The organism is Providencia huaxiensis, assembly GCF_002843235.3.
Classification (GTDB): Bacteria; Pseudomonadota; Gammaproteobacteria; order Enterobacterales; family Enterobacteriaceae; genus Providencia; species Providencia huaxiensis.
This window is the reverse complement of record NZ_CP031123.2, coordinates 3,957,110-3,970,078: the sequence shown is the minus strand read 5'-3', so window position 1 is coordinate 3,970,078 and position 12,969 is coordinate 3,957,110. Positions and strand designations below refer to the sequence as shown.

The following is a 12,969-nucleotide window of genomic DNA, read 5'->3' as shown; positions in this document are numbered from 1 at the left end:
AGACAAGCAAACAGCGCCCAAAGGTGACGCTGTTTACCTTACAAGAAATCACTTAAATTTAAGTTGTTTCACAGCCTCATCGATATCAATTTCATCTTCCGAAAATGTCAACGATGCTCCATGTAACGTGCTAATTTCTAATTTTTTCAATGAACGCATTTGGTTAGGTTTATCTGATTTTGGTTTAATACTATTCATTAATGCACCAATTGATAACACGGTATTTTCTTTATCAATATGCGTATCCGCAGGTACTTCTACCGAATAAACACGATAGGATTTGATTGATGTAATCTTAATCCGTTCACCTGCAATATAAATGTACTTACTTTCAGGTATGACTTTGACCGCAAAAGCAGATAACCCTTTATTATTTGTCGTCGGTTCAAAAGTGACTGCGGCATTTTTTTTAATCAAATCTGGGTTGGCAACCTTAACCACATGAAAATAACGGTTATCGCCATTCTCATCTTTGATAAATCCAAAACCTTTATCTTCGAACCATGTTGTGATCGTTCCATTCATTGCCATTACCGCCTAATTAATCTTTTATTGACTCAGTTTTTACAACGCGCAGTATAGAGCACAATGCGTGCGCAGACTACGGCTTTGCTTTTAGTCTGAGTGATAAATTTACCCGATGCAAGCGGCAAGCATTCGCCTGCCTAATAAAAATTGGTTATTATCAACAACCATTTTTTGTTGGAAAGGCTAATGACTGAAATCATCGACACCTTTATTGCTCCGCCTTGTCACGATGAGATAGAAATTATCTATCAAGATGAGTATCTGGTTCTTATTAATAAGCCAAGCGGCCTACTCAGCCTTTCTGGAAAAAACCCACAAAACCTAGACTCCGTCCATCACCGATTAGTACAAATATTCCCAGAATGTACTCTTGTTCATCGTCTCGATTTTGGTACATCAGGGTTGATGGTAGTTGCTCGCAATAAAGCAATTAATGCCGCACTGAGCCAGCAATTTAGCCAACGTACCGTAACAAAAATATATCAAGCGCTACTTTGTGGCCACTTAACTGATGATAAAGGTGTCATTGATGCGGCAATAGCAAAAGACCCTGCACAGTTTCCCCGCATGTCTCTTTGTGAAATTAATGGCAAACCTGCCCGCTCTCACTATCAAGTAATTGAGCGCCTATATCACCCATTAGATAATGGCACATTGCTTCCAGTAACCCGAGTCCAATTAATTCCAGAAACAGGCCGAACGCATCAGCTTCGTATTCATTGCCAACAATTAGGCCACCCTATATTAGGCTGTGACTTATATGGAGGCCAAATACCAGAGCATGCATCTCGGCTCATGTTACATGCCAGCGAACTGCATTTTGTTCATCCCATTAGCCAAGAAAGAGTTAATACTCACTGTGCGAGCCCGTTTTAACGCCAAAGCTACGGCTTAAATTTGACGAGTATTACCACATCAGGTCGTCAGGGATCTTAAAGTCCGCATACGGGTCATCTTCATCCTGTTCTTCTTGGCTGAGCGCATTGTTGAGTACGATGCTATCTGCATCTCTTTGCGTTATTTTATCCGCGACGCTTGCTGGGATAATCACATACTCGTTAATATCACTGTTATCAATCGCTAAACGAGCAATAGCCAGACGCCCACTGATCAGTTGCGTTTGTGTTATCTTGTCTACAACAACTTGCTTGATAACGTTGTTATCGGTGAAATTAAAACTAATATCTCCCTTTGAAATATCAACTTTATTCATTTCAATAAGTTGTTTGACTTGCGCTTTGAACTCTTTGGATTGCACCATTTGTTTATGCTGCTCACTCAATTGCTTATCACGCTCAAGCTGTGCTTTTTTATTCTCTTCTACGGCTTCCCTTGCTTCACGCGCTTGAACTCGTGATTTTTTAGCCGTTCTTTGCACTTTCGCCATTTTCTTACTGGTGACTAATCCTGCTTTTAGCATTTGCTCTTGTAAGGTGAGTTTTGCCATCTTCGCCTCTAAATCTATCGGATAATTATGTGATTATACCTGTAGCAATTGAGGCCGGATAGGCTTTGAGCTTCATTGATGGAGAAATTATGTGATGTTATTTAAGAAAATATGCTAACGATGATAATTTAAAATTCGGCGTGTTTAACTTATTTTGTCTAATCTAAAATGTGCTTATGCGAAAAAATAGAGGCTTTCATCCACATAAAAACCTCTCTACTTCAATAGCTACGGAGTGGACATAATAATGGTAGCTGCTGAACTAAACTGGCCTTCTATCAATTCATTTGGAGATAAATTAGGTTTTTTAACTAGCGTGAACATTAGTGTATCTCTACCATGCCCATTTTCTATTTTTGAATCGAAATGCCCATTCATAGGGGAAACTCTTTGCCCTTGATGATAAATCTCAACACCTAATCCCGGCATAATAGGACCTTGACTACCAATATCTCCAGTTCTAACAAGTAAAGCATCAGATGAAAAAGTCGAAGTTTCTCCACTAATAATCATCTTTATTGGCGCCGTCAGATTATTATCTTCACAACTATAAGTGATTTCTGCGTTACGTTGAAAACGACTTGCACTTCCCACCGTTGAAATACCCGATGCATTTACTGTTTCAAAATCAACAATGATGATTTGGTTATCATTGATATCACACGTACCCGTTCCAACAACCACATCATTACCTGCATAGAAATTCCATTTAAAATAAGCATGGTCAATATGCTGATTACTATTTACAAATGTCGCATATTTATGGAGATCTAACGTCATCAGCAAATCGCCTTTTCTTACCAAAACTGATGGCGTTGGTTTAACATTTACCTGTAAATATAATTTAATTTGTAAAGGTTCACTTGCTGTGGTTAAACGAAATACTTGAATTTCTTTACCACTAAATGGTGCTAAATAGTAAGCGCCACGTACGACCACACCCGCTTTTAATTCTGGGTTATTCTTAAATGTAGGACCAAGGTCAGCACCAGTCACATTTAAATAATCAACGTAAGCACTAGGTGCTTCATTACGGCAGGTCATAAAATCACTCACATCCGCGAATTCATTTATACGATTAGGTACAGCAAAAATATCATTATCGAGAGGAACATCATAAATACTTTGTGTTCCCCCACCAACTTCTTGTCCTCCATTAGTTTTACATTGGAACGCAAAAATAGTTGGGGAAAATAATAAGGTTGCGAGAAGTAATATTAATATCTTCATTGTTGCTGATACCTTAATCATAAATTAAACTAAAAATAGCGGTTGCAGTAAAATGACCAAATGCAATACTTTTATTTTTTATTGCATCAGGTTCCCCTTGCACATTCGCATTAAAACTTAAAATATTCGTGCCATTCTCTAGATTGTATGCAGGTGTCGTACTATTAATGGGAATTTTTTTACCACTATACTCTAAGATTTCAATTCCGATACCTGAAGCCATGCTGCCAGAATCTAATGCAAGAAGGCCAGGTAAGTTGATATTCTCATTTCCTGTAAACTTAACGGTCACCGTTCTAAAGATACTATTATCACAGTCATCTAAATGAATATTAAAATTTTCAAGTGGCGTTTTTTGGTTAATATAGAGGTACTTATTAACAATAGTACCAAAGTCCACAATGATATTTTCATCACCCGGTCTTACTGTACAAGCTTCAGCGACAAGCTGTCCTCGTATCTTAATTTCACCGATTTGACCATTTTTTGCCTGACTCTGTAACGAAAAAAATAACAAACTTAATAGCATCGAGAGTATTATTTTTTTAAATTTATAAAAATTGAAATTTAAGTTATTCATATAAATACCTTCAATGCTATATCAGAAAACCTATTAAGATTATTCATACGTTATTTGAAAAGAAATAACACTTCGATAAGCTCCAGCCTGTAATTTTTCTGCAATTCTTACGGGAGCTACATAATAAGTTAAAATATTTTGCCCCGTAGAAATAAGCTCAGGTTCACTGTACTCACCAAAAGCAATTTCTTTTCCTTTAGGATTAGTTATCTGTAATCCAAGCCCATTCACACCTTCAACTCTCGCGATATTCGGTCTAAAAGGGACAACTGGCGTAATAAACCTAATTTTCATGCCAGGCTGAGAAATACTCCATGTAACATTACCTGATTTATTGTTTCTCAAAACCGTTGGGGTTTCGATACAATCCAATAACTCGATGTTTATCGGCGTCTTGTGGCCTTGGGCACCAATTGTTTTTAATGATGCAGTTTCAATATTTCCTAAATCAACGGATTGAAATGCAGAATCCATCGATAAATGGCATGCACTCTCCGTTAATGAGCCATAAACGAAAATTTTGCCATTTGCACCTTCAACATCCCAATTACCTGTTGTGTTATAAAAGGCATTATTTGATGTCGCATATATCACAGATGAATGAAATATAAGAGATAAGCCAAAGAGTAAGGAAAAGCTTTTTTGATTAATCATCATTTTCCTCTCTATTTATTTTCAGGAACAACCTGACATGTATTTGCTTGACATTTAAATTGAAGTTTTGGACGGCCACCATAGTCATTTATATAGGTCAATACTGGGTTTGCCCCTACAGTAGAGCTTGGAACCCCTAATTTTTCTTCACTAAATGGTGCAACCATAACTGCCTTAAAATTCTGGTTTACAGGTGAATTTTTTCGCTCGGCCGCACCAATAATCGTAATATAAAAAGGAGTTGGGTTTTTAATGATATATTGGTCGCCTTGTTTAATAAGCTGTGTTTTTTCTTGCCAAGGATTATTCAGCATTTCAGTTTCGCTTAGCATGATACTTTTAGGGCGATAAAATAATTTAATTTTGCTTTGTAACGCTAATTGCAAAACATTCGGTTTATCACTTTTTGGCGGGATCTCCCTTAAATTAAAGTAATAAACACTTTCTCTATCCTGAGGTAACTGGTTAATTTCAGGAAGTGCCTCAATACGGACTTGGCTTGATTTTTCGGGCTCAACTCTCTGCACCGGAGGTAATACCGCAAACGGTGAAGTAATTTTTACCCCTTGAATATTTTCAACCCACCCTTGGGCCAAATAAGGTAGCTGGTTATTTTTATTCGTGATAGTAATTGAAACGCTTTTTTGATCGCCATTAAAAATAACTCGGGTTCTATCTAAAGCAATTGCCGAGAACGCACTTCCGCTAACTAAACTGCTTAATAAAATAGTACTGATATATAAATTAGTTAATTTTTTCATAGCAATCACTCATTTACAGATTATTATCTGCTTCATTACGTTTATTTGATAATGGTTTACAAGGAATGAATAATCCTTGGTTAATTGTTTCTAAGTTTTCAGGAAAATTAATTTCACATTGTGCTTCACCACCCCAATGAATAATCATGACTTCATTTGGATTGATACCACTAACATAGGCATATCCATTATCAGTAACTATTCCCGTTTCTTTTCCTTTCAAATTCGTGATCTGAGCGCCAAATGGCGGTGCAGAACCGTCAGACATACGCATTGAAAGCATCATCTTTTCACCAGACAATACATTAAATTTGCGATAGCCAATCGCGCCTTCTGTTAATGTCGCTTGAACAATAGAATCCGTTACCTCGGCATTATTCGGTAATGCATTTAAATCGACTTTAACTTTACTGCGGTAGTAGCTATTTAAGTCAGGAACAACCACTTTACCAAATGCATTTGATGCAATAGGGATCCCTCGGTCTGATACGGGAATTTTAGCCACACCATCAGTGTCGATCAGCAAACGAGTTCCGCCAATATTTGAGACTCGGTGAGCATCCGCACCATTTAAAGTCATGGTAAATCCACCTTGTGCCCCTACCCCAAATGACGTGTAATTATTATGAATATAGCTAGCATTCGCAGTTAACTTAGTATTATCACCATAATGGGTAATATAGGTGCTTGCGGTTCCACCTTTGTTGGTTGAGCCTGCACTGACTTGATAATTGGTTCTATCTGACAATTTGTCATAATAGGTTGCTCGATTAACGGTATCATCCCGTGTTGCTTGTAATGAATAACCAATATTTGCACCATTTCCCCAAGGCATTGAAGCTGAGATATACAGGCCATCATCATTTGTTTCGTTATATTTATTACGATAGGCCGATAACGAAATATTAATATTCTTCAGGCTTCCCCAATCTAAGGTTTTTGTCACCATTAAATTGTAGCGATTACTTTCTGGCTTATCCCAATAGGTTTGGTGCGAGTAGTTTAAATACGCTGTAATTCTCGATTCTCTAAAGTTTTTATTTAAAGAAATCACATACATTTCTTTATTACTACCTTGACGCTCACCAGAATCTTTAGCCGTTAAAAAATCGGTTACAGTCATAAAACTGCGTTCTGAGAATCGGTAACCTGCGAACTGAACTTGGCTATCATAGTCATCAAAACGTTTTGAATAGTTTATTCGATAAGAATTACCTGTGAGTTTTTTATCATTAGGAATATTTGCAATAGAATGCGTAATATCGAAAGATAAGGCACCAAATGCCAATAAGTCACGACCGACACCCACGTTAAATGCATTATAGTCTTGGCTATTTAGTGAACCTGCAAGTAATGACCAACCATTAGTGACACCCCAGGACATTTCACCACTCGCAAATGTATCTCCATTAACATGATGACTCATATCCGTTGGGCGACCCATCGCTAATTTATATCGAATACTACCTGGTCGAGTTAAATAAGGGATATTGGCTGTTTCAACCTGATATTCTTGAACCGAACCATCCTGCTCTTCGATTCGAACATCCAGTTTTCCCGTCGTCGCATCACTTAAATTTTGGATACGGAAAGGACCCGCGGCGACTTGTTCTTGATAAATAATTCGCCCTTGTTGGCTAACAATCACCGTCGCATTTGTCGTCGCAACACCTGTTATTTCAGGTGCATACCCACGTAAATTAGGTGGTAACATTAAGATATCAGAGCGTAAGCTAACACCTGTAAATCGAAAACTATCGAATAAATCGGTGTTAAAATAGTCCTCACCCAAGGTCAATTTTGCTTTAATACTGGTTAACGCTTTGTAGGCGTATAACCGGCTCCATTGAAAGTCATGCTCATTTTTACTATTCGAGCCAGTTTCTCGTTGAGCACGCCCCTGCCAATCCCCCCTAAAGCGCCATGCACCAAGGTTCACACCTGCGACACCATTTGCTGTCACATTATAGTTACTATTGTTATCATGAGGCTTATTCGCTCTTGCGTTGATATTGTAGTCTAAAATAGCCCCTGAGATTCCTTCATCCCACAGAGAAGGCGGATCCCAGTTAGCTGTTCTATATTCAAGGTAGGCTTGAGGTATACTCAGATACAACGTTGAGTCCGATAAATCCCCTCGTGCTTGAAAGCCGGGTAAGCTGCGTAAATCAAGGCACTCATTATTATGCCACCACGTAATTTGCTTCAACGAACTGGCTGTTAATCCTAGCTGCTGGACTTGCTCTGGTGTGATACAAACGAGGCTATCTTCAGGGTCATTTTCTGGCGCATAGAATGAAAACCGTTGCTCAGGTAAAGTTTCTTTATTTACTTGTACTTTGAGAGGATAAGTGCCAGGCATAATATAGCCTGCCCGTGAGAATTGTTTAATATCAATGTTTTTTTTGTCTTCTAAATCAAATAATGCCGTATTAAATTGTATGGTATCGGCAGCATATAACTGAGCGGATAATGCCCCAAATGTAATCATTATCGTTGTCGTTATTATATTTATTTTGTGTTGTTTAAAAAACATAAAAAACATCCCTAAAACACCAATATAATTTCTTAGAATTAATAATAATCGACCTTGAACCTTAATAAGGTTTGGTAATTACCCGCTTTAACAGGATGATAATTGGTGACTAATTGCATTTGATATTTCAGGATCATTGTCCCTGGTGTAATTCCTAATGCAGGTAATGGCTTTCCTGGTGTAATGGAATATCCCGATATATCATGCAATGCCAATTGCACTCCTTTTGCTTCACCCGAGAGTGTGAAAAAATCACCTTCTGATGGACCATCAAAAGTGACTTCGAGTGAATTCCATTCGTTATTATCTTTCGAATATTTTTCCCAACGACAATCAATGAGCTTAATATCGAATTCTTTTATGGGGCCTTTCCCAACTTCACGAATATAGCTTGTTGGAAGTACCCCCATATTAATGGTCTGATCCCTAGACCCAATATCTATTGCGCAGGCAGTATCGACTATTTCGCCATTCATCGTGACTTTTCCCCATCCATGAGATGATGCAGCCATTTGTGGCGAAAGAAATAATGTTAGAAGAAATAGGGAAGATACTTTTCTTCGCAAATAGATAAATCCTTTCACTTTAACCTCTGACTTAATTTGGTGATTAATAGAGGAACACAAAGGTATTCCTCTTAAACTAATCAATTAGTTATAAGTTAAGGTAAAGTTAGTTACGCCTTCGAATTTACCTAATGGAATTTTATCAACCGCAACGTTTGCACCTTGTACATAAGCGCTATAACGTAATGTATTATCACCCGCTTGTAATTGATGTTCTTGAGCTGTTGCAACTCCCATATCTAACGCTGCGCCATTAGTATCCGTTAATTGAATACCCACGTTGCCAGCAATAGTTGTATCTGTTGCGTCTAAGCCTGTTACTCCAAGTAATTTAGAGTTGAAAGCAGCGCTAGAACCAGAGAATGTGATACTCACTTTATCGTTGTACACTTTATCATCTGCATCTTTCGGGAATACACAGTCTTCCAATTCAATATTGAATTGCTTCGCGCTAGAAGTACCGCCATTCGCTAAAACAGAGTTAGCGATTTGGCCTAACCATACTGTTTGGTCAATAGAATCTGAACTAATTGAGCAAGGTGCATCGATGATTTCACCTTTAAATGTGACTTTACCATGCCCTTGATCAGCGAGTGCTGGAGATGCAATAGCGGCAGAAACTAGTGCGGCTAAAAATACTTTTTTCATTTGAACCTCATTTATATATAACAACGTGATGATTACCCAACATGATGTAGGGCATAGTTAGAATTTATTATTTTTAAAATAACTATTTGCTGTATAAAGAATTTAAAATAATTTCTGTTTGTCGATTAAAAATATAATGGTAGTTATCCTTTTCATCGGATAAACATGCACTATTATGAATAAATGAATTAGCACTAGGGTTTTTTTCATTTATTTTCAATGATACACTGTCAAAAAATGCACTTGGGCTAATTTCTAGATAGAATAAAATTGAAAATAGCATTCCACAGTTAATGCTACATATTCCTCTTTCATAACGAGATATTTGTTGTTGTGATATATTTAATTTTTTAGCTAGATCACTACCACTAAGTCCTTTCTCTTTTCTAAGATGCGATAATTCCATGCCAATTTGTTCAGTTAGTATTTTCTGAAAGCTATCTATACTGGTCTTTAATTTATTACTTTTCATATCTCACCAATAAAGCCTTATGTAATGTGGCAAAACAATCAGAACCGCTCGCAAAATAAACAATTTATTTTTTGAAATGCAAAAAAAAACGCAACAAAATAAATCAAAATGTTGCGTTAAATGAGTTTTAGGTAAATTGTTTTATATATAAGAATCGTCAGGATTAAAATCTTTAATTTATACTTTATACTGGATAAATTAGATAATTTAACTAGTGGGTTTTATTTCAAAAAAAATCATAAATGATAACTTTTTGTTGTTAATGACAAATTTTTACATTAATTAATAATTACCTCTAAAATGCATTGCAGCAACAGAGTTTTATGCTGTTTGATTTTAGTTAGTCTGATAATTATACTTATTAGGTAATTTGAACATTTTGATTTATTATGTTGCATTATGCATTGATTTTCATAGGTATTTTATTTATCTAATTGATTATTATTGATAATTGATTAATTTTTTTGTTATATTTTATATTGCTGTATTTTAAAACATCAATTAAAGGTTTTTAACTTACAAAAACCAAAAATATGAATTTATCATCTAAATGATTTCACTTACATCGTGCCGTTTCACAGAGCGGCTTTATTGGATAATCAAAAATAGACTATTATTGTGAAGAAAATGATTAAAATATGATAATAATTAGTTAACCACGAAAGTGATTTGCTGACACTCTTAATTTGAGTAATTAAATCATGATAATTCAAAAAAAAAGAATAAATAAAATTATTAACTAATTTTGTTTTTAGTGACTGGAAAATAAATTATTTGAGTATGCTATTTATGGGTTTAAAAATAATCATTGCCCTTAATATGCATAAGAATACCTCAGTTTTATAAAATCAATCACCTAAATAACCGAGGTATTCTTGATGTTTAGTTCATATTATTATGTTTAGCGTTAGCTTTATGTTGACACAACTCATTAAATTACTTATTGATTCGACCAAATACCACTAAATCTTTTTTCATTACTAGCAGTATAAATTACAGTATGGGCGATATTTCGATGTCCTAAATAATCTTGGATTAATCGAGTGTCCCTACCCAAATCAGCTAAAGCATAGCCGCATGCATGCCTTAGCATATGAGGATGAAGCTTTACAGGAAGCCCTGCAATTTTCCCATACTGCTCAAATAAGCGATAAATTTGATAACGAGAAATTTGGCTTCCCTTTTGTGAAATGAATAAACAATCTGACCCTGCTGTTTTCCAAGAATCTCTTTCAACTAGCCATTTTTCAATCGCATTAAACTCTTCGGGGATTATAGGCTGTACGGTAGACAGCCCTCCTTTTAGTCTCCTAATAAATATCACTTTCTGCGCCAAATCAATATCAGCCATTGTGATATGAGTGAGCTCACTAACTCTTAATCCATGCAGAAAGCTCATTAATAACAAGCAATAGTCTCGATTAGGATAGCGACCTTGCTTTGTAGCATCCAATAAAGAATTAACTTCTGTACGTGTAATAAATTTACGTTTAGTCATTATGATCTCATCTATACCTCATTATATTTCGCTATATACCAACGATAAATTAACTAAAAATAATAATTTTCCAGAAAATTAAATATAATATGTCAGAAAAGTCAGTGATGATACCGAAATGCAACAACTTAATCATGATGTCACTAGGATATAAAAAACGAAATATGATGAATAGTTGAGTGGAAATTGATTTATAAGGTAGTTATATTGTTTTCATTGCATGAACGATAAAGGTAGCCTCACATGAACATTAGCCTGTATCCCTTTTCCCCCCTTATCTAGAATAGTGTATACTTGCCAGCAAGAAATTTATCCACGGTTAATGAACAATGAAAGAAATTGAAAAAACACAAATTAAACTTCTTAGCGACCGTTTAGACCTTATTCGTCACCAGATGGCAAGTATGCAGCTGACGAGTGAAGTAGAAAAACATTCAGAGCTAGAGAAAGAAAAAGCGACACTGGAAATTGAAATCGCTCGCCTGAAAGCGCTGCGTAACAAAAAACTAAGCAAAGAAGCGCAAAAGCTTGTAGATATGCCATTCAAGCGCCCCATCACTAAGAAAGAACAAGCCGACCTTGGCAAACTGAAAAAGTCAGTGCGAGGCTTAATAATCGTCCATCCAATGACGGCATTAGGCCGTGAAATGGAACTGGATGTTATGACGGGTTTTGCTAAAACTGATTTTTAGTTAAAAATCATCCCAATTAAAGTCTGCAATACCTAACGAATACTGGAAGGTTCTTAATACACTTTTCGTGATTATGAACCGCTAGCCAGTAATTCAACCGTTAATCATCCCCCCTTTGATCAGATACTGTTTCTGTATTACCTACTGGCGAAATTGAGTGCCACCAACAGATCGAACGCGGTAACTGACAGCAAGCACATTATTTTACTAAAAAATAATGCGCTACTATATTTATAAATTCTGTTGAAAGAAAACAGTGAGTTTATCGAAAGGGATCTTGCTTGGATTATCATATAAATCAACATGATCAGCATTTGGAATAATCAAGAGTTCTTTAGGTTCTGAAGCCACTTTGTACACATCTTCTGAATAATAACGAGAATGTGCATTTTCCCCCGCAATCAGCAAAATTGGTTTTGGTGATATCATTTCAATATTGGTATGCATTGGAAAATAAAAAAAAGATATAGGCGTTGTTGCTGTCCACGCGGTTGTTGAATTAATTGAACGAGGATGAAAACCTCGAGGAGTACGGTAATAATCAAAAAATGCGACTAATACAGGCGGTGCATTCTCTGGCAAAGTCTCCGGTAAAACACGTTGCCCCTCGATAATATTGCCATCCTCATCGAATGGCACCTCATGGTAACCTAAAGCATAGTGTCCATTTTTTGCATCTTTCCAGCGCTGCTGGCTAAGATAATCAATCACTTTATGTCGTTCTTCAATGGTGTAACTATCTTGGTACCCGCGGCTAATACTGCGAGACATATCGTACATTGATGCCGTCGCTACGGCTTTAATACGTGAATCGCTACTCGCTGCGGTTAAAGCCATACCACTTAATCCACAAATAGCTAGCACCCCGGTCAACATTTGGCTGTAGACCTAAAAAATCAACAGCCGCACTAAAATCTTCCGTATTGATATCCGCAGAAGCAACATTTCGAGGCTCACCACCACTTTCCCCCGTAAAAGAGGGATCAAATGCGAGAGTAATAAAACCACGCTCTGCTAATGTTTGCGCATACAACCCCGAAGACTGCTCTTTTACTGCGCCAAATGGACCACTCAATACAATCGCAGAAAATAATCCACCACTATGTTTAGGTTGATATAAATCTCCGACTAAGGCTAAACCATAACGATTTTTGAATGTGACTTTTTTATGTTCAACCTTATCACTTTTTACAAAGGTTTTATCCCATAGCTCACTGAAATTTGTATTTGGTTGCGCTAATACTGGCGCTGTAATTATCGATGCCATACCTGCAACAGCAATACTTGCCCCCGTTAATTTCAATAAATCTCTACGTTCATGATCCATAATGTACATCCTCTTTTAGTCATTTCTTTG

13 protein-coding genes and 1 pseudogene are annotated in these 12,969 nt (G+C 36.5%); 2 read left to right on the top strand and 12 right to left on the bottom strand.

Going from position 1 to position 12,969, the window contains the following annotated elements; translation table 11 throughout:
- Positions 1-48 precede the first annotated feature (48 nt).
- Positions 49-531 carry a cold-shock protein gene (locus CYG50_RS20135; RefSeq protein WP_102140602.1) on the bottom strand — a complete coding sequence of 161 codons (483 nt, stop codon included), beginning with the start codon at positions 529-531 and terminating at the stop codon, positions 49-51.
- A gap of 183 nt (positions 532-714) precedes the next feature.
- On the opposite strand from CYG50_RS20135, the gene CYG50_RS20130 reads away from it, so the two are divergent.
- The gene (locus CYG50_RS20130; RefSeq protein ID WP_102140601.1) at positions 715-1,404 is read left to right on the top strand and encodes an RluA family pseudouridine synthase; all 690 of its coding nucleotides are present in this window, start codon (positions 715-717) and stop codon (positions 1,402-1,404) included.
- 31 nt (positions 1,405-1,435) lie between these two features.
- Here CYG50_RS20130 and CYG50_RS20125 read toward each other — a convergent pair whose 3' ends face one another.
- The 10 genes from CYG50_RS20125 to CYG50_RS20080 all read right to left on the bottom strand — a co-directional run bounded on the left by CYG50_RS20125 (position 1,436) and on the right by CYG50_RS20080 (position 10,920).
- Entirely contained in the window at positions 1,436-1,975 is a 540-nt protein-coding gene (locus CYG50_RS20125; protein ID WP_102140600.1) for a DUF2058 domain-containing protein, read from the bottom strand.
- 228 nt (positions 1,976-2,203) lie between these two features.
- Positions 2,204-3,205, bottom strand: coding sequence for a fimbrial protein (locus tag CYG50_RS20120; RefSeq protein WP_229597502.1), 1,002 nt, complete (start codon positions 3,203-3,205; stop codon positions 2,204-2,206).
- Positions 3,206-3,218: 13 nt separating this feature from the next.
- Positions 3,219-3,785 carry a fimbrial protein gene (locus CYG50_RS20115; protein ID WP_102140598.1) on the bottom strand — a complete coding sequence of 189 codons (567 nt, stop codon included), beginning with the start codon at positions 3,783-3,785 and terminating at the stop codon, positions 3,219-3,221.
- 39 nt (positions 3,786-3,824) lie between these two features.
- Complete coding sequence (locus tag CYG50_RS20110) at positions 3,825-4,442, bottom strand: fimbrial protein (protein WP_102140597.1); 618 nt, start codon at positions 4,440-4,442, stop codon at positions 3,825-3,827.
- 8 nt (positions 4,443-4,450) lie between these two features.
- Positions 4,451-5,200 carry a fimbria/pilus periplasmic chaperone gene (locus CYG50_RS20105; protein WP_102140596.1) on the bottom strand — a complete coding sequence of 250 codons (750 nt, stop codon included), beginning with the start codon at positions 5,198-5,200 and terminating at the stop codon, positions 4,451-4,453.
- A gap of 13 nt (positions 5,201-5,213) precedes the next feature.
- A complete protein-coding gene (locus CYG50_RS20100) occupies positions 5,214-7,745 on the bottom strand; it encodes an outer membrane usher protein (RefSeq protein ID WP_102140595.1) in 2,532 nt (843 codons plus the stop codon).
- A 29-nt stretch (positions 7,746-7,774) separates the two neighbouring features.
- Positions 7,775-8,302, bottom strand: a complete 528-nt coding sequence (locus tag CYG50_RS20095; protein WP_229597500.1) for a fimbrial protein — start codon at positions 8,300-8,302, stop codon at positions 7,775-7,777.
- Positions 8,303-8,386: 84 nt separating this feature from the next.
- Positions 8,387-8,950 (bottom strand): fimbrial protein, encoded by a 564-nt coding sequence (locus CYG50_RS20090; RefSeq protein ID WP_102140594.1) that lies wholly within the window; start codon positions 8,948-8,950, stop codon positions 8,387-8,389.
- A gap of 82 nt (positions 8,951-9,032) precedes the next feature.
- On the bottom strand, positions 9,033-9,422 hold the full coding sequence (locus tag CYG50_RS20085) for a helix-turn-helix domain-containing protein (protein ID WP_102140593.1): 390 nt from the start codon (positions 9,420-9,422) through the stop codon (positions 9,033-9,035).
- 940 nt (positions 9,423-10,362) lie between these two features.
- A complete protein-coding gene (locus CYG50_RS20080; RefSeq protein WP_102140592.1) occupies positions 10,363-10,920 on the bottom strand; it encodes a tyrosine-type DNA invertase in 558 nt (185 codons plus the stop codon).
- Positions 10,921-11,249: 329 nt separating this feature from the next.
- On the opposite strand from CYG50_RS20080, the gene CYG50_RS20075 reads away from it, so the two are divergent.
- A complete protein-coding gene (locus CYG50_RS20075; RefSeq protein WP_102140591.1) occupies positions 11,250-11,612 on the top strand; it encodes a YibL family ribosome-associated protein in 363 nt (120 codons plus the stop codon).
- A 231-nt stretch (positions 11,613-11,843) separates the two neighbouring features.
- Here CYG50_RS20075 and CYG50_RS20070 read toward each other — a convergent pair.
- Positions 11,844-12,948 (bottom strand): annotated as a pseudogene (locus CYG50_RS20070) (alpha/beta hydrolase).
- Positions 12,949-12,969 lie beyond the last annotated feature (21 nt).